Origin of the sequence: Pseudomonas sp. 3-2, from assembly GCF_019710535.1 — a bacterium.
In the GTDB taxonomy this organism is placed as follows: Bacteria; Pseudomonadota; Gammaproteobacteria; order Pseudomonadales; family Pseudomonadaceae; genus Aquipseudomonas; species Aquipseudomonas pharyngis.
On record NZ_CP081200.1, the window covers coordinates 3318267 to 3343684 of the forward strand.

Below are 25418 nucleotides of genomic sequence, written 5' to 3' on the forward strand. Positions count from 1 at the left end.
GGCCGGTTGACCCGACCCGCTTGCGCTGAGTTCGATCGGATTGACGCTTGGATTTGCCCTGACTTGATTACCGGGACTTGAGGGCTCGCTCCATCCGCGCAATACCTTCTTCCAGCATCGAACGCGGGCAACCGAAGTTCAGGCGCACGAATTGCTGGCTGTGGTCGCCAAAGTCCAGCCCCGGGCTGAGGCCGACCCGGGCGTGGTCCAGGAAGAACTTCTGCGGGTCGTCCAGATCCAGCGCCGAGCAGTCGAGCCAGGCCAGGTACGTGCCTTGCGGCACATTGAGGGTCACCCCGGGCAAGCGGTTGCGCACGGCGTCCACCAGCCAGTCACGGTTGGCTTGCAGGTACTGCTTCAGCGCCTCAAGCCACGGACCGGCTTCGCTGTAGGCCACGCGGGTGGCTTCCATGCCCAGCGGGTTGACGCTGTCGACCATGCCGCAGCGGGCGTGGTTGACGCGTTCGCGCAGGGCCGCGTCCTGGATAATTATGAACGACGTCTTGAGGCCGGCAATGTTGTAGGCCTTGCTCGCCGACATCAGGGTGATGGTGCGGCGGGATATTTCCGGGCTCAGGGACGCGGTCGGAATGTGCACGCGGCCGTCGTAGCACAGCTCGGCGTGGATCTCGTCGGAGATGATCCAGGCGTCCTGCGCCACGCAGATGTCCGCTACCGCTTGCAATTCTTCACGGCCAAAGACCTTGCCGATCGGGTTGTGCGGGTTACTCAGAAGCAGGGCGCCGCCACCGTTCAGGGATTCACGCAGTGCGTCCAGCGGGGTGGCGTAGCTGCCGTCGGCCTGGGCGTTGAATTCCAGCTCGACCTTGTTCAGGCCCCAATGGCCCGGTGCATGACGCAACGGCGGGTAGTTCGGGGTTTGCACCACGACGTTCTGCTGCGGTTGCACCAGCGCCTTGAGCGCCATGTTGAAACCCGATTCCACGCCCGGCAGGAAGATCAACTCCTGCGGTTTGACCCGCCAGGCGAACTTGTTCCAGAGGTCGGCGACGATGGCCTCGCGCAGGTTGTCCTGGGCCACGCTGTAGCCCACCAACGGGTGCAGCAGACGTTGTTGCAGCGCCTCGATGACCACCGGCGGGGCGGCGAAATCCATGTCAGCGACCCACATCGGCAACACGTCGGCCGGGTAGCGGCTCCACTTGGTGCTGCCGGTGTCGTGGCGGTCGAATACCTGATCAAAATCGAAAGTCATGCGCGGTCTCTGAAGGCGGAGATGGGTCGTGCCCGCCATGATAAGCCCATGCCCTTGAAGGAGCACACAAAACCTGTGGGAGCGAGCTTGCTCGCGAATGCGTCTGGTCAGGCAGCATCAATGTTGAATGACACACCGCTTTTCGCGAGCAAGCTCGCTCCCACAGGGAGGTGATGCTCCGACAAACGGCCGACGGTCGGTTTTCACACAGGTCGCAGAGGCTTTGTCTACAGTGAAAAAGTCGGCACTCGTGTGCCGCAACCGTGATTGTCCAGAACAAACCCGGCACCAGTACCGGGTTCCACCTGATCAGGAGTGCACGATGGATCTCAGCCGTCGTCAGTTCTTCAAGGTCGCCGGTATCGGCCTTGCAGGCTCTAGCCTGGGCGCGTTGGGCATGGCCCCGACGCAGGCCTTCGCCGAGCAGGTGCGCCACTTCAAGCTTGCCCACACCCATGAAACCCGCAACACCTGCCCGTATTGCTCGGTCGGTTGCGGTTTGATCATGTACAGCCAGGGCGACGCCGCGAAGAACGTTGCGCAAAACATCATCCATATCGAGGGCGACGCCGACCACCCGGTCAACCGCGGCACCCTGTGCCCCAAAGGCGCCGGCCTGCTGGATTTCATTCACAGCCCCGGCCGCTTGCAGTACCCGCAAGTGCGCAAGCCCGGCAGCAGCGAATGGACCCGGATCACCTGGGACGAAGCCCTCGACCGCGTCGCCGACCTGATGAAGGCCGACCGCGATGCCAATTTCGTCGAGCAGAACGCCCAGGGCCAAACGGTCAATCGCTGGCTGACCACCGGATTCCTCGCGGCGTCGGCGGCGTCCAACGAAGCGGGTTACATCACCCACAAGGTGGTTCGCAGTCTCGGCATGCTGGGGTTCGATAACCAGGCGCGTGTCTGACACGGCCCGACGGTGGCAAGTCTTGCCCCGACGTACGGCCGTGGAGCCATGACCAACACCTGGACCGATATCGCCAATGCGAATCTGATCCTGGTGATGGGCGGCAACGCAGCAGAAGCCCACCCTTGTGGCTTCAAATGGGTGACCGAAGCCAAGGCGCATAACGCCGCGCGGCTGATTGTGGTCGATCCGAGGTTTACCCGGACCGCATCCGTGGCCGACTACTACGCGCCGATTCGCACCGGCAGCGACATCGCGTTCATGGGCGGGCTGATCAATTACCTGCTGACCGAGGACAAGATCCAGCACGAATACGTGCGCAACTACACCGACGTATCGTTCATCGTCAGAGCCGGATTCGGCTTCGAGGACGGGCTGTTCACCGGTTACGACGCGGCCAAGCGCAGCTACACCGACAAATCCACCTGGGGTTACGAGCTGGGTGACGACGGCTTCGTCAAAGTCGATCCGACCCTGCAGGACCCGCGCTGCGTCTACCAATTGATGAAGCAGCATTACAGCCGCTACAACATCGACCTGGCGAGCCAGATCTGCGGCATGCCGGTCGATGCAATGAAAAAGATCTGGGAGGAAATCGCCACTTGCTCGGCACCGGGCAAGACCATGACGATTCTTTATGCACTGGGCTGGACCCAGCACTCGATCGGCTCGCAGATCATCCGCAGCGCAGCGATAGTGCAACTGTTGCTGGGCAACGTCGGCATGCCCGGCGGCGGGGTCAACGCTTTGCGCGGGCACTCGAACATTCAGGGCCTGACCGACCTTGGTCTGCTGTCCAACGCGCTGCCGGGTTACCTGACCTTGCCGACCGACGCCGAGCAGGATTACGCGGCCTTCATCCATAAACGCACGCAAGTCCCGCTGCGGCCGGGGCAATTGTCCTACTGGCAGAACTACAGCAAATTCCACGTCAGCCTGATGAAAGCCTGGTACGGCGCCAATGCCACCGCCGAGAATCAGTGGGCCTACCACTACCTGCCGAAACTCGACATCCCCAACTACGACATCCTCAAGGTGTTCGATCTGATGGGGCAGGGCAAGGTCAATGGCTACATGTGCCAGGGCTTCAACCCGATTGCCGCGTTGCCGGACAAGAACCGGGTGATGGCGGCACTGGCCAAGCTCAAATGGCTGGTGGTGATGGACCCGCTGGCCACCGAAACCTCGCAGTTCTGGGAACACGTCGGGCCGTTCAACGATGTGAAGAGCGCCGACATCCAGACCGAAGTCATCCGCCTGCCAACGACGTGCTTTGCCGAAGAGGACGGCTCGCTGGTCAACAGCAGCCGCTGGCTGCAATGGCACTGGAAAGGTGCCGACGGCCCCGGCGAGGCGCGTACCGATGTGCAAATCATGAGTGCGCTGTTCCTGCGTCTGCGTGAGCGATATCAGGCGGAGGGCGGCAAATTCGCCGACCCGCTGTTGAAACTGTCGTGGCCGTACAAGATCGCCGAAGAACCCTCGCCGGAAGAGATCGCCAAAGAGGTCAACGGTTACGCCACCACTGATTTCACCGACGCCACGGGTGCGGCGATCAAGGGCAATTCGCAACTGGCCGGGTTCGCCCAGCTCAAAGATGACGGCAGCACCGCGTCCGGCTGCTGGATTTTCTGCGGCAGCTGGACCGAAGCCGGCAACCAGATGGCCCGCCGCGACAACAACGACCCTTACGGCATGCATCAGCATCAAGGCTGGGCGTGGGCCTGGCCGGCCAACCGACGGATTCTGTACAACCGCGCTTCGGCGGATGTCGCCGGCAAACCCTGGGATCCGAAAAAACGCCTGGTCTGGTGGAACGGCAAAGCCTGGGGCGGCACTGATGTTCCGGACTACAAGGCCGACGTGCCGCCGGAAGCCGGGATGAGCCCGTTCATCATGAATCCCGAAGGCGTGGCGCGGTTCTTCGCCGTCGACAAGATGAACGAAGGGCCATTCCCCGAGCACTACGAGCCGTTCGAAACGCCGATCGGCATCAACCCGCTGCACCCGGAAAACAAGAAAGCCACCAGCAACCCGGCGGCGCGGATCTTCGATTCGGTATGGGACAGCCTTGGCGTCGCCAAGGATTACCCGTACGCCGCCACCAGCTACCGGTTGACCGAGCACTTCCACTTCTGGAGCAAGCACTGCAAGTTGAACGCGATTGCCCAACCGGAGCAGTTCGTGGAGATCGGCGAAGTACTGGCCAAAGAGAAGGGCATCGTTGCCGGCGACCGGGTACGCGTAAGCAGCAAGCGCGGGTTCATTGAAGCGGTGGCGGTGGTGACCAAAAGGATCCGGCCGTTGCAGGTCAACAACCAGGTGGTGCACCAGATCGGCATTCCGCTTCACTGGGGCTTCACCGGCCTGACGCGCCACGGTTACCTGACCAACACCCTGGTGCCGTTCCTCGGCGATGGCAATACACAGACCCCGGAATCCAAGTCATTCCTGGTCAACGTGGAGAAGCTCTGATGGAGAATCTTTAGATGGCCAGCCAAGACATCATTGCCCGCTCGGCCACCACCACTCCGGCGCCTTCGATACGCGGCCAGGAACAGGTGGCCAAGTTGATCGACACCACCAAATGCATCGGCTGCAAGGCCTGTCAGGTCGCGTGCTCGGAATGGAACGAGCTGCGTGACGAAGTCGGCCACAACCACGGCACCTACGACAACCCGCAGGACCTGAGCGCCGATTCATGGACGCTGATGCGCTTCACCGAGCACGAAACCGACGCCGGCAACCTCGAATGGCTGATCCGCAAGGACGGCTGCATGCACTGCGCCGAACCCGGATGCCTGGCGGCGTGCCCCAGCCCCGGCGCGATCATCAAGCACGCCAACGGCATCGTCGATTTCGATCAGGATCACTGCATCGGCTGCGGTTATTGCATCACCGGTTGCCCGTTCAACATTCCGCGCATTTCGCAGAAGGATCACAAGGCCTACAAATGCACGCTGTGTTCGGACCGGGTGGCGGTGGGTCTGGAACCGGCCTGCGTGAAAACCTGCCCGACCGGCGCCATCGTGTTCGGCACCAAGGACGACATGAAAACCCATGCCGCCGAACGCATCGTCGACCTGAAAAGCCGTGGCTTCGACAACGCCGGTCTGTATGACCCGCAAGGCGTCGGCGGCACCCACGTCATGTACGTGCTGCACCACGCCGATACCCCGAAAATCTACGCCGGCCTGCCGGACAACCCCGCGATCAGTCCGCTGGTGGGTTTGTGGAAAGGCATCAGCAAGCCGTTGGGTCTGCTGGCCATGGGCGCGGCGGTGCTGGCCGGGTTCTTCCATTACGTGCGGATCGGCCCGAACCGGGTCGAGGAAGATGAACATCCCGATCCGCCCGACACCTCGGTGCACGTCGTCGATCCGGCGGTGCACACCTTCGACCCACGCGGGGAGGGCCGGCCATGAGCAACAAGACGATCCTGCGCTACACCGCCAACCAGCGCACCAATCACTGGCTGGTGGCGATTCTGTTCTTCATGGCCGGGTTGTCGGGGCTGGCGCTGTTTCATCCGTCAATGTTCTGGCTGACCCACCTGTTCGGCGGCGGGCCGTGGACGCGAATCCTGCACCCGTTCATGGGCGTGCTGATGTTCGTGTTCTTCCTGGGCCTGGTGTTTCGCTTCTGGCGCTCGAACTTCTTCATCGACAACGACTGGAAATGGCTGCGGCGCATCGACCGGGTGCTGGTCAACGACGAGGAGACCGTGCCGGCGGTGGGCAAATACAACGCCGGGCAAAAGCTGCTGTTCTGGACTTTACTGCTGTGCATGCTCGGATTGCTGTTCACGGGACTGGTGATCTGGCGCGCGTATTTCAGTCATTACTTCGGCATCACCACGATTCGCTGGGCCATGCTGCTGCACGCTCTGGCGGGGTTTGTGCTGATCCTGAGCATCATCGTTCACATCTACGCCGGGATCTGGATCAAGGGTTCGGTGGACGCGATGATGCACGGCTGGGTCAGTCGCGCCTGGGCCAGGAAACACCATGCACTCTGGTATCGCGAGGTGGAGAGCAAAGATCCGCCAGAGCGACCGGTCACGAAAAAGGGCTGACAGTTGCCAACCATCCTCGAACCCGGAGAAATCGAAGCGGCGGCCAGTTCGCCGCCGTTTCTGCATTTGCCGCCACCCAACCTGTTCATGCTGCGAGCCCAGCGTCTGGAGCGTTTGGCCGAAGGTCATCCGCTGGCCGATTACCTGCACCTGATCGCTGGATTGTGCCGCGTCCAGCAGCAGATCCTCGATGATCCGCCCTCGACCGCGCCGCTTGATGAACAGCGGCTGGAGGTCTGCCGGCAACACGGCATGCCGCCGTTTGCCGCCGACACCTTGATTCGCGAGGACACTTGGCAGCTGTATCTCGAGGCCTTGCTCCAGCGTTATGTCGCCCCCGAGCAATCGGCCGTGATCGAAGCCGTGACCACGCTGCGCATCGCCAGCCCCGGCCAGTGGCGCGCCTGGGCCGTGGCGCTGGTCAGCGGCCAGTATTCGCTGGTGCCGGCGGCGCTGGTGCCGTTTCTCGGGGCGGCGCTGCAAGCGGCGTGGAGTCACTGGCTGCTCAGCGCACCGAACCTGCAACTGACACCCGGCGACAGCCTCAGCCAGTGCCGGGCCTGTGGCTCGCCGGCCATGGCCGGGGTGATCCGCCATCGCGGCAAGCACAACGGCCTGCGTTATCTGGTGTGTTCGCTGTGCGCCTGCGAATGGCATGTGGTACGGGTCAAGTGCGTGTATTGCGAACAGAGCAAAGGCTTGGAATACCTGAGCCTTGAGGATGACCGCCACGCCGCCAATCAGGCGCCGCTGCGCGCCGAAGTCTGTCCGGGCTGCAACAGCTATCTGAAGTTGCTGTATCTGGAAAACGACGGCGAAGGCGAGGCACTGTCGGCGGATCTGGGCAGTCTGTTGCTCGACATGCGCCTGGCTCAGGACGGCTATCAGCGGCTGGCGCCGAATCTGCTGTTGGCGCCAGGAGACGAATGAGGCAAGGGTCTACACTCAGGCGCATCGGCTTTTTTCCGGAGTGCCTGATGTCCGTCAGTGTCTGTGCCTTGCGTTTGCCTTCCCTCGACAGCCTGTTACGCCATCCCGCGTGCCAGCCATTGGCCGAGCGTTACGGGCGCGAGGCCCTGGTGACGGGGTTTCGCCAGTTACTGGATGACTTGCGCGAAGCCGTGGTGGCGGGGCAACTGACCGCCGTAGAAATCAGCCCTGAAGCGCTGGCCGGAAGGGTTTCTGAACGCCTGGCCCTGAAGCAGCGCAGCCAGGTGCGCCGGGTGTTCAACCTGACTGGCACCGTGCTGCACACCAACCTCGGGCGCGCTTTGTTGCCCGAAGAAGCCATTGAAGCGGTGCAACTCGCGGCGCGCTATCCGTTGAATCTGGAATTCGATCTGGCCAGCGGCAAGCGCGGTGACCGCGACGACCTGATCGAAGGCCTGATCCGCGAACTGACTGGCGCCGAAGCCGTGACCGTGGTCAACAACAATGCCGCCGCCGTGCTGCTGGCCCTCAACAGCCTCGGCGCGCGCAAGGAAGGCATCATTTCCCGTGGCGAGTTGATCGAGATCGGCGGCGCGTTCCGCATCCCCGACATCATGAGCCGCGCCGGCGTGCGCCTGCACGAGGTCGGCACCACCAATCGCACCCATGCCCGCGATTACGAAGCGGCGATCGGCCCACGCAGCGGCCTGATCATGCGCGTGCACGCGAGCAACTACAGCATCGAAGGCTTCACTGCCCGGGTGCCAACCTCCGAACTGGCCGCGTTGGCCCATCGGCATGATCTGCCGCTGCTGGAAGATCTTGGCAGCGGCAGCCTGCTGGACCTGACCCGCTGGGGCCTGCCGGCGGAACCGACGGTGCGTCAAGCGTTGCTTGATGGCGCCGACATCGTCACCTTCAGCGGCGACAAACTGCTCGGCGGGCCGCAGGCGGGGGTGATCGTCGGGCGCAAGGACTTGATCGCGAAGATCAAGAAGAACCCGCTGAAACGCGCGTTGCGGGTCGACAAACTGACCCTGGCCGCACTCGAAGCAGTACTCGGGCTCTATCGCGACCCGGATCGGCTGGCCGAGCGCTTGCCGAGCCTGCGCCTGCTGACCCGCCCGCAAGCCGAGATTCTGGCCCAGGCCGCACGCTTGCAACCGGCCTTGTCCGAGTTGTTGGGCGAGGGCTGGACCGTCACGGCGATGCCAGCGCTGGGCATGATCGGCAGCGGCAGCCAACCGGTGGCGCGCCTGCCAAGCGCGGCGCTGTGCCTGCGCCCGCTGGTGTCGAAGCGCCTGCGCGGACGTTACCTGCTGAGTCTGGAAGCCGCGTTGCGCGCCTTGCCGATCCCGGTACTCGGGCGCATCGATGACGATGCATTGTGGCTGGATCTGCGGCAACTCGACGATGAACCGGCGTGGCAGGCACAACTCGGGCAGTTGCAAACGTGATCGTTGGCACGGCGGGGCACATCGACCACGGCAAGACGTCACTGCTCGAAGCGCTGACCGGGCAAACCGGCGACCGCCGCCCGCAGGAGCGCGAGCGCGGGATGACCATCGACCTCGGTTATCTGTACGCCGAACTGGCGCCCGGCGCCGGGCTGACCGGTTTCATCGACGTGCCGGGCCACGAGAAATTCACCCACAACATGCTGGCCGGAGCCCAAGGCATCGATCTGGTGTTGCTGGTGGTGGCGGCGGATGACGGCGTGATGCCGCAGACCCGCGAGCATCTGGCGATTGTCGAGCTGCTGGGCATTCCACGGGCGCTGGTGGCGATCACCAAGTGTGATCGGGTCGAGGCGGGCCGGGTGGAAGAGGTTCGCCGACAGGTTGAAAGCCTGCTGACGCCCGGGCCCTATGCCGAAGCACCGTTGCTGACGGTTTCCAGCGTGACGGGCGAGGGCGTCGACGCGCTGCGCGAGGCGTTGCTGGAGATAGACGCAGAGGAGCGCAGTCGCGAAGGCGGTTTTCGCCTGGCCATCGACCGGGCGTTCAGTGTCGCCGGCGCCGGTATTGTGGTGACGGGGACGGCGCTTTCGGGCTCGGTCGTCGTGGGTGACAAGCTCAGCCTCGGCCCGGCGGGCAAAACCGTGCGGGTCAGGGGCCTGCACGCGCAGAATCAGACCGCCGAACAAGCCTTCGCCGGCCAGCGCGTGGCGCTGAATATCAGCGCGGACCGCCTGGAACTCGGGCAGATCCATCGCGGCCAATGGTTGCTTGCCGAATGGCTGCACGCGCCGACCCAGCGGCTGGACATCGAATTCCGGCTGCTGCCGGGCGAGCGGGTTTTCGAGCATTTCCAGCCGGTGCACCTGCATCTGGGCACTCAGAACGTGATCGCCCGAGTCGCCTTGCTGGAGGGTTCAAGCCTGGCGCCTGGCGAGCGCATGTTTGCGCAACTGCTGACGAACGTCCCGGTGCACGGCGTCCACGGTGATCCCTTGATCCTGCGTGATGCCAGCGCCCAGCGAACGCTCGGCGGTGGGCGCGTGCTCGATCCCTTCGCCCCGGCCCGCCAACGGCGCAGTCCGGAACGGCTGGCACAACTGCGGGCACTGGCGATCAGCTCCGAACTGGAACAGGCCTTGCCTACGTTGCTGGAATACAGCGCAAGCGGCCTCGACCCGCAACGCCTGGAGCGACAGTTCAATCGCCCGCGTGACGGCTGGACGCTGCCGGACAACGTCCGCCTGATCGAAACCCGTCAGGGCCCGGTGCTGTTCAATGCGCAGCGCTGGGGCATGCTCAAGTTCAGGCTGCTGGAGCAACTGGCGCGTTTTCATGAGCTGGAGCCCGATCAGATGGGTCCGGACCGCGACCGTCTGCGGCGTTTCAGCAGTTTGAGCCTCGAACGCGCGAGCTTCATCAGCCTGCTGGAAGAGTTGCTCGGCGCCGGCTCACTGGTCGCCAGCGGCCCGTGGCTGCATTTGCCCGACCATCAGGTGCGCCTGAGCGCCGACGACGAAACCCTGTGGCAGGCGTTGCAGCCGTTGTTTGAACAGGCCGGCTTCGATCCACCGTGGGTACGTGACGTGGCGAAAGTCGTCGGTCAGGACGACGCAATCGTGCGTTTGCTGCTGCGCAAACTGGCGCGCCTTGGCGTGATGCATCAAGTGGTGCGCGACCTGTTTGTCACCGACATCACTCTGCGGCAAATGGTGGCGGTGCTGCTGCGCCTGGCCGAAGAAAATCCGCAGATCGAAGTCACGGCCTTCCGCGATGCGCTAGGCTTGGGACGCAAGCGCAGTATTCAGATCCTCGAATACTTCGATCGGCTGGGCCTGACCCGGCGCGTCGGCGAAGGCCGGCAAATCCGCTGCGACAGTGCGCTGGCCAACCCCGGCGCGGACTGAGTTCAAGGAAGGCAATCGCGCCCGGTGGCGCGGCCGGGCTTCAAACCCGGTTGGGGACGGCATCCGTTCCCGGGCAGGTTCGACTCCGGCTGCCTTCCGCCAATTCCCTCAAAAGCCCAGCGGGTACTGAATCACCACGTAGATCCGGTCAATGTCATCACCCGCCTGAGCGCTGTTGGCCCGGTGCGAAACGTGGGACAGCTGCACCGACAGATCCTTGGCCGCGCCGGACTGGACGATGTAACGCAGATCGATGTCGCGTTCCCAGTGTTTGCCGCCGTCCCCTTGCTGAGGCTGATATTCACCGGAATCCGCGTCGAACGGGTTATAGGCGCCGCCCTTGGGCGCGTGGGTGCCGTCGATGTGGCTGCCGGAAACGTAGCGGGTCATGAAATTCAGCCCCGAAATGCCGAAGGCGCCGAGATCGAGGTCGTAACGCGCTTGCCAGGAGCGCTCGTGGGCACCGTTGAAGTCGGCGTATTTGATCGAGTTGGCCAGGTAGATCGAGTCGCCACCAACGAAATCGAAGGGCGTGTCGCCATTGATGCGTTGCCAGCCGAGCATGACCGCGTGGGCGCCAACGGTGTATTTGCCCGATAGGCTGAACGCGGTGTTGTCGATGTCGCCGGCCAGTGCCTGCCCGGTGTCGCGGGTGTGGTAGACGTTGGCGTCGAGCAACAGACCGGACTGTTTGAAATGCAGGTTGGCGTAGTACTGGCGCCAGGTGTCGCTCAGATCGGACGCATACAGCGCGCCGCCCACCGGGCTGTCGCTGAACAGGTCGGTGCCGACAAAACTGATGCTTTCGCCTTGGGTGCTGGCGCCATAGCCCTGAAAGTCGCCTTTGCCGGAAGAACTGTCCTGGTTCTTGAACGCCGTGAAACGCCCGGCGACAAGGCGCGCGTTTTCGATCTCGTGGCTGTCGAGCAGCAACCCCGTGGCGTATTCCGGTTGCAGGCGTTTGTCCGAGGTGTCGAACACCGGCGTTTCCACGGTCATTTCACCGAAGGCGAGGGTGGTTTTCGAAGTCTTCAACTTCAGCGCACCACCGGCGCTGGAGTATTCGCTTTCGCTACGGCCATCACTGTCCACCGGCAAAAGTCCGGTGCCGGAATGCCCCTTGCCGCCATCGAGTTTCAGCCCATAAAAGGCGTGGGCATCGAGACCACCCCCGACGGTTCCCTCAGTGAAACCGGATGCGAAAGTGCCGATAAACCCTTGAGCCCATTCCTGTTTGTAGTTTTTTCCGGCAGGCGAGGGCGAGCGGTAATCGTTGCTCAAGTAGAAATTGCGACTGAGCACTTCGGTCTTGGCGTCGTCGAGAAATCCGCTGGCGCACGCGGTGTCGGCGAGCCCGCCAATCATTAAGGCGAGCGCGAGGCGCGGCTTGGATAAAACCATCATGTGTCAGCAACCAGGATTGGCGGAAGGTGACGCCATGGTCACGCGGATCGGCTGCCGGCGATTGAGCGCATGTGCTGAGTTGAATGTGTGAACAAGCGTCATGTTCCGCCGGCCGGCTCAGGATTGATTGCTCAAAGCACAAGACTTCACGCTCAAAAGCCGGATAATGGCGGCCAATTTGTTTAGCTCGCTATTCTGGTAATCCGCATGGAAATCAAGGTCAATTTTCTCGACAACCTCCGACTCGAAGCCAAGTTCGATGACTTCACGGTGGTGGCCGACCAACCGATCCGTTACAAGGGCGATGGCTCTGCACCGGGTCCGTTCGACTATTTCCTGGCGTCGTCGGCCTTGTGCGCGGCTTACTTCGTAAAGTTGTACTGCAGCACCCGCAACATCCCGACCGAAAACATTCGTCTGTCGCAGAACAACATCGTCGATCCGGAAAACCGCTACAACCAGATCTTCAAGATCCAGGTCGAACTGCCGGCAGACATCTCGGAGAAGGATCGCCAGGGCATCCTGCGCTCCATCGACCGCTGCACGGTGAAGAAGGTGGTGCAGGCCGGGCCGGAGTTCGTAATCGAGGAAGTCGAGAACCTCGACGCCGATGCCCAGGCCTTGCTGATGCCGGCGTCCACCTCAGGCGCGGGCACCTGCATTGCCGGCAAGGACCTGCCGCTGGAACAGACCATCGCCAACATGTCGGGGATTCTGGCCGACCTGGGCATGAAGATCGAAATCGCTTCGTGGCGCAACATCGTGCCCAACGTCTGGTCGCTGCACATCCGCGATGCGCAGTCGCCAATGTGCTTCACCAATGGCAAGGGTGCGACCAAAGAAGGCGCGCTGGCCTCGGCGCTGGGCGAGTTCATCGAGCGGCTCAACTGCAACTTCTTCTATAACGATCAGTTCTGGGGCGAAGAGATCGCCAATGCCGAATTCGTGCATTACCCGGACGAGCGCTGGTTCAAGCCGGGTGCCAAGGATGAGTTGCCTGCGGAAATCCTCGACGACTATTGCCTGGGCATTTACAACCGCGACGGCGAACTGCGCGGCTCGCACCTGTACGACACCAACTCCGGCAACACCCAGCGCGGCATCTGCTCGCTGCCGTTCGTGCGTCAGTCCGACGGTGAAGTGGTGTATTTCCCGTCCAACCTGATCGAGAACCTGTTTCTCAGCAACGGCATGAGCGCCGGCAACACCCTGGCCGAAGCGCAGGTGCAGTGCCTGTCGGAAATCTTCGAGCGGGCAGTCAAACGCGAAATCCTCGAAGGCGAAATGGCCCTTCCGGATGTACCGCACGAGGTGCTGGCGAAATACCCAGGCATCCTCGCCGGTATCCAGGCACTGGAAGAGCAGGGCTTCCCGGTGCTGGTCAAGGATGCATCGCTGGGCGGTGAATTCCCGGTGATGTGCGTGACGCTGATGAACCCGCGCACCGGCGGCGTGTTCGCCTCGTTCGGCGCGCACCCGAGCTTTGAAGTGGCGCTGGAGCGCAGCCTCACCGAATTGCTGCAGGGCCGCAGCTTTGAAGGCCTCAACGATCTGCCGCAGCCGACTTTCTCGGGCCAGGCCGTGACCGAGCCGAACAACTTCGTCGAGCACTTCATCGATTCCAGCGGCGTGGTGTCGTGGCGCTTCTTCAGTGCCAAGGCCGACTTCGAATTCGTCGAGTGGGACTTCTCCGGCAACGGCGAAAACTCCAACGCCGAAGAGGCCGCAACGCTGTTCGGCATCCTCGAAGACATGGGCAAGGAAGTCTACATGGCGGTCTACGAGCACATCGGCGCCAAGGCTTGCCGCATTCTGGTGCCGGACTATTCGGAGATCTATCCGGTAGAAGACCTGATCTGGGACAACACCAACAAAGCGCTGCAATTCCGTGCCGACATCCTCAACCTGCACAACCTGAGCAAGGTCGGTCTGCGCAACCTGGTCAAAGGCCTGGAACACAGCGAGCTGGATGATTACACCGACATCACCACGCTGATCGGCATCGAGTTCGACGACAACACTCCATGGGGCAAGTTGACCATCCTTGAACTGCGCTTGCAGATCTACCTCGCCTTGCAGAAGTACGAGCAGGCCAAGGATCTGGTCGAGGCCTTCCTGCAATACAACGACAACACCGTCGAGCGCGGCTTGTTCTATCAAGCGGTCAACGTCGTGCTGGAAATGGAGCTGGACGAGGATCTGCAGCTGGAAGATTACGAAGCCAACTTCCGCCGCATGTTCGGCGACGAGCGCATGGATGCGGCGATCGGCTCGGTCAACGGCAGCGTGCGCTTCTACGGCCTGACGCCGACCAGCATGAAACTGGAAGGGCTGGATCGGCACCTGCGCCTGATCGAGAGCTACAAGAAACTGCACGCAGCGCGGGCCAGCTTCGCGGGTTGATTCGGTTGGCGGCACGCACAAAAAAAGCACCTTCGGGTGCTTTTTTTGTGGTCGGCAAATGGTGGTGTCAGAGCGCGGCTTTCACCTGCAATCCAAACACCAACGCATTGTCGATGTCCTGGCCGGAGAACGCGCCTGGCTCAATGATGTATTGCACATTCGGGCGCAGCGTCAGCCAAGGCGTGGCCTGATAGCCGTAGCCGAGTTCGATCAATTGTTCGGCGCTGTCCAGATTGGGGAACGCGGCGCCATTGGCCATTGCGGCGTCCTGCTGCACATCGCGGCTGCGTGGGTTCGGCACTGCGCGGCCGTAACCCAGCGCCACGGTGTCACGCGGGCGGCCTTCGAACGGTTTGTACAACACCAGGCCCGTACCGTACCACTTGCTGAACGGCGAGGCCGCTTCGCTGGCCGCCGAGTATTGGCCGAAGGCGTGCAGGCTGCGGCCTTCGGAGACGTCCGAAGCCCACACGGCCTGGTCGATCAGGACGTAATGACCGCCGCGCCCGGACACTTCCTTGTCACTGCCGATGCGTTTGACGTCGGAGCTGTCGTAGTAATAACCGAGCTTGTACTCGCCGGGCAGTTTGCCGGCCTGCTTGTAGACCAGTTCGATCGGCACCACGGTGCCGGTGATGTGTTTCGGGCCCAAGTGCCAGGCACGGCTGGAGTTGCCGTTGCTTTCCGGATCGACATTGAACGCGGCCACCCGCAGTTGCCAGGCCGGGGAGAGGTCGTATTTCACCCGCACACCCAAGTGGGCGTTGGGGTAGTTGGTCCAGCCACTGCCACCGGACATGTTCAGCGGATGGCCGCAGAAACCGGCGTTCATGAAGTTGCAGAGGATGCCGCTGTCGAGGCCGCCGAGGTCGTTGCCCATGGCCATGTAGCCGAGTTTGACGTTCAGTGCCGGGGTAAACAGGCTGCGCTCGTAGCTCAGTTCGGTGAGGCGGGTGTAAAGACCACCGTAGTTTTCCTGGATCGGCAGACGGTTGCCGACAAGATCTTCAGAAGCACTGTTGCCGCGACGGTCGTTGATGGTCAGCTGAATCTTGCCGGCGTTGTCCACGCCGTACAGTTTGCTCAGGTCGAACTGCGCGCCGAGCTTGATGTTCTGCGAGTAACGCGCCGAGCGATGCAGGCCGCCGTCGGCGTTGTAGGCGGTTTCGCCGGTGTAATCACCGGTGAACTTGATGCCGTCTTCGTCGAACTGGTGGCGCAGGCCGCCCCAGTCGCCGGTCAGGGTGCTGCGGGTAAATATGTTCGAATCGGTATCGGCAAGGGCGGGCAGGGCAGCGCCGCAGGTGAGACCGAACAGCATGCCGGTGAAAACCCCGGCGTGAGAAAAGCGAACAGCCAATGACATTGCGCAAATCCAGAGCGAAGGACATGAAACAACGCGGCACCCGAAGGTGCCGCGCACAAGTGAAACGAAGTCGAACGCGACGGTTTACGGCAGGGCGTAAGCCATTACGTAGTCACCGCGATCAGTCGACTGGCGAGCGCCACCGGCGGTGATGACCACGTATTGCTTGCCGGTTTTCGGCGACACATAGGTCATCGGGCCACCCTGACTGCCGACCGGCAGACGCGCTTTCCAGACTTCTTCACCGTTGCCGCTGTTGAACGCGCGCAGGTAGAAGTCCTGGGTGCCGGCGATGAAGATCAGGCCGCCCTGGGTCGACAGCGTGCCGCCGAGGGTTGGCAGACCGATCTTGATCGGCAGGTGCATGCGGATGCCCAGCGGGCCGGTGTCTTCAACAGTGCCGACCGGCACTTGCCAGGCGACTTTCTGGGTTTTCATGTCGATGGCGGTCAGCGTACCGAACGGCGGGGCCTGGCACGGAATGCCGGCGACCGACAGGAAGCGGTTCTTGTTCACCGCGTAAGGCGTGCCTTTCAGCGGAACGGCGCCCATACCGGTGTTCAGCGCTTCGCCACCGGAAGAGGCCTGAGCCTTGTTCTGCGACGGAATCATCTGAATCCACAGGCCCAGACGCATGTCGTTGACGAAGATGAAACCGTGCACCGGGTCAGTGGAGATGCTGCCCCAGTTCATGCCGCCCAGCGAACCCGGGAAGCTCAGGGACTTGTCAGTGCCCGGCGCGGTGTACAAGCCATCGTAACGCATCGACTTGAAATCGATCCGGCACAGCAGCTGGTCGTACGGGGTGGCGCCCCACATGTCCGATTCGGTCAGGTGCTGGGCACCGATCTGCGGCATACCCACCGATTTCGGCTGGGTCGGCGAGTACGGCTCGTTGGGGATATTGGCGGCCTTGACCGGCACTTCCTTTACATCGGTCAACGGTTTGCCAGTGGCGCGGTCGAGCACGTAAATCTGCCCGGCCTTGGTGCCGATGACCACCGCCGGCACGGTTTTACCGTCCTTGGTGAAGTCGATCAGGCTTGGCTGCATCGGCAGGTCGAAGTCCCAGAGGTCGTTGTGGACGGTCTGGAATACCCACTTTTCTTCGCCGCTGTTGGCGTCCAGCGCCAGGACGGAGGCACCGTAGGTGTGATCGAGTTTGCTGCGCTCGACACCATAGATGTCGGTGGACGAACTGCCCATCGGCAGGAATACGGTGTTGGTCGCCGGGTCATAGGACATCGGCGCCCAGCTGTTCGGCGTGCTGCGCACGTAGGTGCTGCCGTCTGCTGGTGCCTTGCGATCGGTTGGATTGCCCGGGTCGAATGCCCAGCGCATGGCACCGGTCATGACGTCGAAACCACGGATCACGCCGCCCGGCATGTCGGTCTGCACGTTGTCGGCCACACGACCGCCAACCACCACGGTGGTGCCGGCCATCAGCGGCGCCGAGGACAGTTGATAGTAGCTGTCCGGCACATCACCCAGACCGGCCTTCAGATCCACTTGGCCGTTGTTGCCGAAACCCCGGCAGAACTCGCCGGTGTCAGCGTCGACCGCGATCAGGCGAGCGTCGATGGTGTTGGTCAGCAAGCGACGCGTGCAGTTGGCGACCGGAGCGGTCGGGGTTTCAGTCACTGGCGCGCTGGCCGGTTTGGCGACGGCGGCGCTGGCGTCGAAATACGCCATGCCACGGCAACGCTGCCAGACTTTGGACTGAGCGTTGATCGCGTTTTTCCAGAGTTCTTTACCGGTGTCGGCATCCAGTGCGATCAGGTTGTTGTGCGGGGTGCAGATGAAGACTTTATTGCCGATCTGCAGCGGAGTCAGCTGGTCTTCGGCACCGTTGCCATCGCTCTCGGCGATGTCGCCGGTGTGGTAGGTCCACGCGACTTTCAGCTTGTCGACGTTGCTGCGATTGATCTGGTCAAGCGCGGCGAAGCGGCTGCCGCCTTCGGTATTACCGTAGTGCGCCCAGTCTTTCTGCGCCTTTTCCGGCTCGACCGGCGTCAGGCCCGGACCGGTGCCGGTAGGGGCGACGGTCGGGTGCGCAACGAACATGTTGCCGGCAGCCACGGCCAGTCCAACCGCCAGAACAGCCGCAACGCCGTAAGCGCCACGACCTGCAACGTCACCATTGGCGCGTTTGAGCAGCGGATAGACCAGCGCAACCACCAGCCCCACCGCGCTGAACATGAACAGGCGCGAGAACACCGGCCAGAACACCAGCCCTGCGTCGATCACGGCCCAAATGGCGGTCCCCACCAGAAACGCCGCGAACAGCCAGGCACCGGCAGGCTTGCGCCGCGCGATCAGCAGACCGGAAACGGCCATTACCAGACCACCCACCAGGAAGTACCAGGAGCCTCCCAGGCTGACCAATTTCACACCGCCAGCAGCCAGTGCCAGGCCGAGCAGGGCGATGATCACGCCCAGCCCGACCAGAATGAATGTTGATATGCCCGAGAGGCGTTGACTCTGCTTCACGTTGAATGTCCCGTTGAAATGAGGCGAGCATTATATAGTTAGGTAACTACCTAGTTAAATCACTAAATCAGCATGAAGTGTAGTTTGCTGCTCAGCGGAGCGTTGGATCGGGGGACGGTTTGCGCCTGTTAGGCTGCGAGCGATACTGAAAAGCGGTTGAAAGTCGCTTTTCTGTCAGGGGAAGTGGGATTTGTGACAGGCATGGCTCGCGCAGTGATCACGCCGGTGCCTGGGCTGATTAGACTAATGGCTAACAGCGCCGGCGCCTGAGCCGCGGCTGGGCAATGATCATTTTTCCCATTACGCTGAAAAACTTCGTCCGCCCCCTACAGAATTTCGTGATCGTGAAGAAAATAGTCCGCGTAGATGACCTTCAGGTATTCGTCACCACGGCTGCGGCCGGCAGTTTCTCCGCCGCCGCCCGATTGCTGGACATTTCTCCAGCCTTGGCCAGCGGAGCGGTTCAGCGTCTTGAAGGCAGTCTTGGAGCAAGGTTGTTCGTTCGCTCGACCCGGCGCTTGAGATTATCGGACGATGGCGAACGCTACCTTTCCCATGCCCGGCAGGCACTCGAAGCGCTCGAAAATGGCGAGATCGCACTAAGTGAAGGTCGCGATGAAATCGCCGGCACGATTCGCTTGTCCATACCGTCGGATATCGGCCGAAACGTGCTGTTGCGATGGCTCGACGAGTTTCAGCAACTGCATCCGAAGGTGCTGTTGCAGTTACGGGTCAGCGATCAGATTGCCGACCTGGTCGGCGAACAACTGGATGCCAGTATCCGCTATGGTTTGCTGGCCGATTCCAGCCTCGTCTCTCTGGCCCTGGCGCCGTCGAACAGAAGAACGGTCTGCGCCTCGCCGGACTATCTGGCTCGCCATGGCCGGCCAGCCACACCTGAAGAATTGGGCAACCATAACTGCCTTCGGTTTGTGATGGGGGAGCAGACTTACGAACGCTGGAGCTTTCATTCGGCGGACGGTGTCAGGACCGTTCAGGTGACGGGCGACCGGGTCAGTGATGATCCCGATATCGTCCGTCGCTGGGCAGTTGCCGGTTTCGGAATCGTCTACAGGTCGAAAATCGATGTGCTGGATGACTTGCGCAGCGGTCGACTGGTGGAGCTTTTCCCGGCAGACGTCGGACAGCCGGCACCGCTCCAACTCGTGTGCCCCCATCGGACCTCGCTCACACCTGCCGTACAGGCCTTGAGGGCTTTCCTGGCGCAACGCTTCGAACGTTACGTAGCTCATTGAGAACCTGACGAGGCTGCAGGTGCCGCGTCAGGTTCAGGCCTTTGAGCCATACCTCATTGCTCTGACGTTTCTCTAGTACGTCGCTGCAGGCCTGGCGCCGATCTTGACGCGCATCAGGCTGTACGGTTTGACACGTTTGTCCTGACCGTCATTAAAACCTGCCGAGCGATGAAGCTGGTTGGCGGTGAAATACAGATAGCCGTCCGGGCCGATCGACAACGTATCGGGCCAAAGCACTCGTGAGTCTTCGACCAGCGTTTGCCAGCGACCGTCCGGCAGGCGTTTGCGAATCGCGTTGTGCTCGTAGTCACCGGCGTACACGGCACCGTCGGCATCGGCTTCAAGACCGTCGGAAGCACCTTTTTCACCGAGGTCGACGACGGCTTTTTCCAGTTCGGCATCGCTCACCCCCGGATCACGCAGCAGGGCAGTCGGCACGGCGTACAGATGCCTGCTCGATAACGGGCAGAAGTAAAGCGTCTTGCCGTCACTGGACAGGGCAATACCGTCAGACGCCACCGTCAACAGGCCGGTTTTGCCTTGAGCGTCGCGCGTCACCAGTGCGGGCTTGCCTTCAACCTTCGGGATAAAGGACGGGTCGGCCGAGGTGGATTGGGCGCCAGTCAGTTTGCGGCTTGCCTGGCCACTCGCCAGATCGACCACGATGATGCCGCCAGGACCACTGACCGAAGAGTCGGTAATGTAGGCGGTCCCTTCCTTGCCTGTACGGAAGTCAAAGCGCACGTCATTGACATAGGTGGTCGGCAGGATGACGTCGTCAGGGAACACAATCGTTTTTGTGATCTTGTCGGAGGTCAGGTCGATCGCCACCAGCTTGGCTCCGCCCGCCTGAGGTGCGGAAAACTTCGGTGCTGCCGTGTCGAGCACCCAGACGCGGCCTTTGCCGTCGGCAACCACACTTTGCACGCTGATGAATCCCTTGGCCGGGTTCTGCGGATCCGCGACATTGGTTTTCAGATCAGGGTAGGGCACAAGTTGACCGTTGGAAATTTCCGCAACGGTGTAGGGCACGTCATCGCCCCAGCGGGGGAAGTTCACGAAGATCCGGCCGGTTTCGGTTACCGTCACGCCTGTCGGCATGGCCCCGTTGAACGCGTAAACACGTTCGATGCCGGCGCCTTTGCCCGTATCACTTTGCGCTACGGCCAGGCCGCTTACGGATACCGCAAGGGCCAGGCCTGCGATTTTAAATAATCTGTTCATGTTCAAGTCCTTGAGCGCCAGTGATATGAGGAGCCTTCAAGCACGAGTCGCGATAAATCAGTGAGCGCGAGAAGGCAGTGACAGGCTATGCACGAAGACCTTCTTCAGACAGAAGCAGATCGCAGGAAGACTTTCCGCATTTTGCGGAAAATACAAAACTGCCAGCCTTCCATCAGGGAGGGCTGGCAGCGTTGACGACAGATGGCTTCAACTCAGGCGACCGGAATCGGGTTCTCCTCCAGTGCCTGATTGAACTGATTGATCAGAGCGTGCTCATTAATGCCTTGGTTGGCTCGCAACGGGACGACCCGATCCACCAACACTTCCGTGGTCGCCGTTTCGAGTTTTTCCAGGGTTTCCCGAATGAATTCGTCGAGCGGCATGGCGCGTTCATCGCCGCTTTTGTGAATCAGGTCGGTGTCGACCCATGGCGGCGCGATCTCCAGCACTTTTACGCGGGTGTCGCGCAGGGTGAAGCGTTGCGACAGCGAGTAGGAGTGAATGGCCGCCTTCGTCGCCGAGTACAACGCTGTCGCAGCCAGTGGCAGATAGGCCAGCACGGAGCTGTTGTTGATGATGAAGGCTTCGGGTTGACGCTTGAGGTGCTCGACGAATGCGGCGCTGACACGCACCGGGCCGAGCAGGTTGGTTTGCAAAAGACTCACCGCCTGTTCGTCGTCGTAATCACCCGAGGCTGGATTATCGAACGGCATGATCCCGGCGTTATTGATGATCACGTTCAGCGAGGGGTGGCGGCGTATGACTTCCTGGGCGACGTCCTTGATTTGCTGCGGGTCATTGATGTCCAGCTGGACCGTGTCGATTCCGGGATTGGCCCGGGCGATCTCATCCAGCAGGGCCTGGCGACGGCCCGCGATGATGACCTGATTGCCGCGCTGGTGAAATGCCTCGGCCAAAGCGCGGCCAATGCCGGAGGTGCCGCCGGTGATGAAGATCGTGTTAGCGCTGAGTTTCATGATTCATATCCTTTTGATAGCGATCAGTTGGCGTTGTAGCGCGGCGCGAGCCGGTTGCTCGAAAGCTCGGAGAACAAGGCCTGGCGGCTGGCTTCGTAACGCTCGTAGCCTTGCAGGTCGTGCATCGAGGGGATGGAGATCAGTACGCCGTTGTCGAAATCCTGCAGAGCGCCGGCGACCAGGTCCTGGGCCGACATCACAATGCCCGGATCCAGATGCTCGACAGGCAATCCACCGATTTGCCAGAAGTCCGTCGCGGTTGCGCCGGGCAGGACAGCCTGAATCCGGATGCCTTTATCCGAGAGTTCCTTATGCAGGGACTGGGTGAACGCGGTGACGTAGGCCTTACTGCCGCCGTACACGCCGTTGAGCAGCTCCGGCGCCAGGCTGACGATCGAGGAAATATTGATCACGGCGCCTTGTTCACGGGCGACAAAACCTGGAATCGCGGCGTAGGTCAGGCGGGTAAGGGCGGTGACGTTCAGCGTGATCATCTCGGCCATCCGCTCGACATGACTCTCCAGCAGGCCGGTATGGGTGCCGATGCCGGCATTGTTGACCAGCAAGGTGATGCTGGCGTCCTCACGCAACTTGCGTTCTACCTTGGCGAGGTCCTCGGGGCGACCAAGATCGGCCTGCAACACTTCGATGTTCTGCCGGGTTTCGCTGGTCAGGCGGCTGGCCAGTGCGTTCAGACGTTCGCGGTTGCGCGCCACCAGCACCAGGTCGTAACCCCGGCGGGCAAGGTGTTCGGCGTAAATCGAGCCGATGCCGGTGGACGCGCCGGTGATGAGCGCAGTGCCTTTGTATTGTTGCGTCATGATCAAGCTCCGTGGGTTGTGTGTGGAGCCATGATGAAGGAGGGGACTGATGTCTTAAACGACGTATATGGTAGTGTTTAAGGACATTCAAAAAGGAGTTCAGTCATGCATCGCGTCGGCTATCTGATTACCGAGGGTTTTCAGGTGATGTCCCTGGCAACCCAGGCTGTATTCGAGTTCGCAAACATCGTTGCGGGGGAAGAGATCTACAAGGTCCAGAACTTCTCGATCGGCGGCGGAACCGTGCGTTCTTCATTGGGCATGTACATCGACACGCTCCCTCTGGGCACCCCGGGATTGGCCGACACGTGGATGATTACCGGTACGCTGACCCCGTTGAATCCACCAGATGAAGAAGTGCTGGCCAGTGTGCGCGCCTTCGTCGATGGAGCCCGACGCACAGCAGGTCTGTGCACCGGCTCGTTCGTTCTGGCGCAGGCTGGGGTTCTGGACGATCGGAGGGCGACCACCCACTGGGCCTATGCGAACAAGCTCCGTGAGCTGCATCCAAGAATCGAGGTCGAGGAAGACCGCATCTTCATCGTCGACGGTCCCGTCTGGACGTCGGCAGGCATGACAGCCGCGCTGGACATGGCGCTGGGCATGGTGGAAAAGGATCTGGGCACCGACATGGCCAGGTCGGTGGCGCACAAACTGGTCATGCATCAACGGCGTTCGGGTGGGCAATCCCAGCATTCGGAACTGCTTACGCTTGCTCCAAAGTCGGACCGTATTCAAAGCGCGCTGGAGTATGCGCGCACGCACCTGGACCGCCCGCTCAGCGTGGAGGAACTTGCCGACGTCGTGCACTTGAGTCCCAGACAATTCACCCGGGTATTTACTGCCGAGACAGGCCAGTCACCGGCCAAGGCTGTTGAAAGCCTGCGTCTGGAGGCCGCTCGCGTGATGATCGAGCAAAGTCGTCACAGCCTGGATCGCGTGGCGAAGGAAACGGGGTTTCGAGACCGTCGCCACATGCGCGAAGTGTTCATGCGAGGGTTTGGCGTTCCGCCGCAGGCGGTTCGACGAGATGCCAGGCGGATCGGCCAGGGGGAATACACCTCATCGGGGCGCTAATCCGTAAGCGCCCCGATCAGCCAGCAGTCAAAGCCAGGACTTGATTTGCGCGCAGACGGCGTCGGTGGAAATGCCATAGCGATCATGCAGTGTCGGCAATGCACCGGCGTCGAGGAAGGCGTCGGGCAATGCGATCTGCCTGAATGTCGGCGTCACTCCGTTGCGCAGCAGTACCCCGGCAACCGCTTCACCCAGCCCGCCAATAATCGAGCTGTTTTCTGCGGTAACCACCAGCCGGCCAGACTTGCGGGCCTCGGCGAGAATGGTCTGTTCATCCAGCGGTTTGATCGTCGGCACATGCAGCACGGCGACATCGACGCCATCGGTCTGCAGCGCCTTGGCAGCCTCCAATGCGCGCATGGTCATCAATCCGGTCGAGATGATCAGGACATCGTTGCCGGTACGCAGGGTCTTGGCCTTGCCGATCTCGAATTGATAGCCGTACTCATCCAGCACCAGCGGCACGTTGCCGCGCAGCAGCCGCATGTAGACCGGCCCCTGATGCGCGGCAATGGCGGGCACGGCCTGTTCAATTTCCAGTGCATCACAAGGGTCGACGATCATCAGGTTGGGCATCGCCCGGAAGATCGCCAGGTCATCGGTGGCCTGGTGGCTGGGGCCGTAACCGGTGGTGAGGCCGGGCAATCCGCAAACGATTTTGACGTTGAGGTTTTCCTCGGCAATGGCCATGCAGATGAAGTCATAGGCGCGACGCGAGGCGAACACCGCATACGTGGTCGCGAACGGCACGAAGCCTTCGCGGGCCATGCCTGCGGCAGCGCTCATCAACAGTTGTTCGGCCATGCCCATCTGATAGAAGCGATCCGGGTGGGCCTTGGCGAAAATGTGCAGGTCGGTGTACTTGGACAGGTCAGCGGAGAGGCCGACGATGTCCGGACGCTGATCCGCCAGTGCAGCCAATGCATGGCCAAAAGGTGCTGAGCGGGTGGCTCGGCCCTCAGAGGCAATCGAGGCAATCATCGCCGAGGTGGTCAGGCGCTTCTTGATCGGTTCGCCAGTCGAGGTCGGTGTGTTGGCGGCGTTGCTCATTGGTTTTTTCCTTCTTCAAGCGTGGTCAGTGCCAGATCCCATTCGTGTTCGTCCACACGGATGAAATGGGTCTTTTCGCGGTTTTCGAGGAAGGGCACACCTTTGCCCATGGTGGTGTCGCAGATGATCACCCGTGGCTGAGTGCCGGGGTGGTGGCGGGCGGCATCGAAGGCTTCGACCAGTGCGTCCAGGTCGTTGCCGTCGACGCGCTGGGTGAACCAGCCAAACGCTTTCCAGCGATCCACGATGGGTTCGAACGACAGGATCTCGCTGGAATGGCCGTCTGCTTGCTGGTTGTTGACATCGACGATGGCGATCAGGTTGTCGAGCTTCCAGTGCGAGGCCGACATTACGGCTTCCCAGGTCGAGCCTTCGTTCAGCTCGCCGTCCGACAGCAGGTTGTAGACGAACGATGTCGAGCCCTTGCGCTTGAGACCCAGGCAGGCCCCGACCGCGATGCCCAGCCCCTGACCCAGCGAGCCACCGGTGATTTCCATGCCCGGCGTGTAGGCGGCCATGCCCGACATCGGCAATCGGCTGTCATCCGAGCCGTAGGTTTCAAGCTCATCGAGCGGAATGATCTCGGCTTCGATCAGCGCCGCGTACAGCGCAATCGCATAGTGACCGATCGACAGATAGAAACGATCACGCGGCTCCCACGCCGGGTCTTCGGGGCGATAGCTCAGCGCATGGAAGTAGGCGACCGCGAGCAGGTCCGCCGCACCGAGGGCCTGGCCGACGTAGCCCTGGCCTTGCACCTGCCCCATGCGCAAGGCATGGCGGCGAATGTTGTGGGCGCGCTCGGCCAGCGTCTGGGGTGTTGTGAATGAAAGGTTGGCAGTCATGGTGAAT

General features: G+C 61.8%; 18 protein-coding genes and 1 tRNA gene. 10 read left to right on the forward strand and 9 right to left on the reverse strand.

Going from position 1 to position 25418, the window contains the following annotated elements:
- Positions 1–67: 67 nt before the first annotated feature.
- Positions 68–1216 (reverse strand): MalY/PatB family protein, encoded by a 1149-nt coding sequence (locus tag K3819_RS14920; protein WP_221397333.1) that lies wholly within the window; start codon positions 1214–1216, stop codon positions 68–70.
- A gap of 322 nt (positions 1217–1538) precedes the next feature.
- Between K3819_RS14920 and fdnG the strand changes: the two genes are divergently transcribed.
- From fdnG to K3819_RS14955, 7 genes are all read left to right on the forward strand, one after another.
- Positions 1539–4604 (forward strand): formate dehydrogenase-N subunit alpha, encoded by a 3066-nt coding sequence (fdnG, locus tag K3819_RS14925; protein ID WP_221397334.1) that lies wholly within the window; start codon positions 1539–1541, stop codon positions 4602–4604.
- Between the two features lie 14 nt (positions 4605–4618).
- Entirely contained in the window at positions 4619–5554 is a 936-nt protein-coding gene (fdxH, locus tag K3819_RS14930; protein WP_221397335.1) for a formate dehydrogenase subunit beta, read from the forward strand.
- Positions 5551–6204, forward strand: coding sequence for a formate dehydrogenase subunit gamma (locus tag K3819_RS14935; protein ID WP_085654089.1), 654 nt, complete (start codon positions 5551–5553; stop codon positions 6202–6204). The genes fdxH and K3819_RS14935 overlap by 4 nt, the downstream gene beginning before the upstream one ends.
- Positions 6205–6207: 3 nt before the next feature.
- Positions 6208–7134, forward strand: a complete 927-nt coding sequence (gene fdhE, locus K3819_RS14940; protein WP_221397336.1) for a formate dehydrogenase accessory protein FdhE — start codon at positions 6208–6210, stop codon at positions 7132–7134.
- 47 nt (positions 7135–7181) lie between these two features.
- On the forward strand, positions 7182–8591 hold the full coding sequence (gene selA, locus K3819_RS14945) for an L-seryl-tRNA(Sec) selenium transferase (protein WP_221397337.1): 1410 nt from the start codon (positions 7182–7184) through the stop codon (positions 8589–8591).
- On the forward strand, positions 8588–10498 hold the full coding sequence (gene selB, locus K3819_RS14950) for a selenocysteine-specific translation elongation factor (protein WP_221399699.1): 1911 nt from the start codon (positions 8588–8590) through the stop codon (positions 10496–10498). The genes selA and selB overlap by 4 nt, the downstream gene beginning before the upstream one ends.
- 6 nt (positions 10499–10504) lie before the next feature.
- Positions 10505–10600, forward strand: a tRNA-Sec gene (locus tag K3819_RS14955).
- Between the two features lie 6 nt (positions 10601–10606).
- Here the strand turns inward: K3819_RS14955 and K3819_RS14960 are convergent.
- Positions 10607–11902, reverse strand: a complete 1296-nt coding sequence (locus K3819_RS14960; protein WP_409348298.1) for an OprD family porin — start codon at positions 11900–11902, stop codon at positions 10607–10609.
- A 207-nt stretch (positions 11903–12109) separates the two neighbouring features.
- On the opposite strand from K3819_RS14960, the gene K3819_RS14965 reads away from it, so the two are divergent.
- Positions 12110–14305 (forward strand): OsmC domain/YcaO domain-containing protein, encoded by a 2196-nt coding sequence (locus tag K3819_RS14965; RefSeq protein WP_221397338.1) that lies wholly within the window; start codon positions 12110–12112, stop codon positions 14303–14305.
- Between the two features lie 67 nt (positions 14306–14372).
- Here the strand turns inward: K3819_RS14965 and K3819_RS14970 are convergent, their stop codons facing one another.
- Together K3819_RS14970 and K3819_RS14975 are read right to left on the reverse strand one after the other, a co-directional pair.
- Positions 14373–15671 (reverse strand): carbohydrate porin, encoded by a 1299-nt coding sequence (locus K3819_RS14970; protein WP_221397339.1) that lies wholly within the window; start codon positions 15669–15671, stop codon positions 14373–14375.
- Between the two features lie 84 nt (positions 15672–15755).
- Complete coding sequence (locus K3819_RS14975) at positions 15756–18161, reverse strand: glucose/quinate/shikimate family membrane-bound PQQ-dependent dehydrogenase (RefSeq protein ID WP_221397340.1); 2406 nt, start codon at positions 18159–18161, stop codon at positions 15756–15758.
- A 284-nt stretch (positions 18162–18445) separates the two neighbouring features.
- Between K3819_RS14975 and K3819_RS14980 the strand changes: the two genes are divergently transcribed.
- Entirely contained in the window at positions 18446–19417 is a 972-nt protein-coding gene (locus tag K3819_RS14980; protein WP_221397341.1) for a LysR family transcriptional regulator, read from the forward strand.
- 72 nt (positions 19418–19489) lie between these two features.
- Here K3819_RS14980 and K3819_RS14985 read toward each other — a convergent pair whose 3' ends face one another.
- From K3819_RS14985 to K3819_RS14995, 3 genes are all read right to left on the reverse strand, one after another.
- Complete coding sequence (locus K3819_RS14985; protein ID WP_260328921.1) at positions 19490–20641, reverse strand: major royal jelly family protein; 1152 nt, start codon at positions 20639–20641, stop codon at positions 19490–19492.
- A gap of 212 nt (positions 20642–20853) precedes the next feature.
- Positions 20854–21618, reverse strand: a complete 765-nt coding sequence (locus K3819_RS14990; protein WP_011334128.1) for an SDR family oxidoreductase — start codon at positions 21616–21618, stop codon at positions 20854–20856.
- Positions 21619–21641: 23 nt separating this feature from the next.
- The gene (locus K3819_RS14995) at positions 21642–22439 is read right to left on the reverse strand and encodes an SDR family oxidoreductase (RefSeq protein ID WP_221397342.1); all 798 of its coding nucleotides are present in this window, start codon (positions 22437–22439) and stop codon (positions 21642–21644) included.
- 105 nt (positions 22440–22544) lie between these two features.
- Between K3819_RS14995 and K3819_RS15000 the strand changes: the two genes are divergently transcribed.
- Entirely contained in the window at positions 22545–23516 is a 972-nt protein-coding gene (locus K3819_RS15000) for a GlxA family transcriptional regulator (RefSeq protein ID WP_085610287.1), read from the forward strand.
- A 27-nt stretch (positions 23517–23543) separates the two neighbouring features.
- On the opposite strand, the gene K3819_RS15005 is transcribed toward K3819_RS15000, so the two are convergent.
- On the reverse strand, positions 23544–24566 hold the full coding sequence (locus K3819_RS15005; RefSeq protein WP_221397343.1) for a transketolase family protein: 1023 nt from the start codon (positions 24564–24566) through the stop codon (positions 23544–23546).
- Positions 24563–25411 carry a transketolase gene (locus tag K3819_RS15010; RefSeq protein ID WP_011334132.1) on the reverse strand — a complete coding sequence of 283 codons (849 nt, stop codon included), beginning with the start codon at positions 25409–25411 and terminating at the stop codon, positions 24563–24565. The genes K3819_RS15005 and K3819_RS15010 overlap by 4 nt, the downstream gene beginning before the upstream one ends.
- Positions 25412–25418 lie beyond the last annotated feature (7 nt).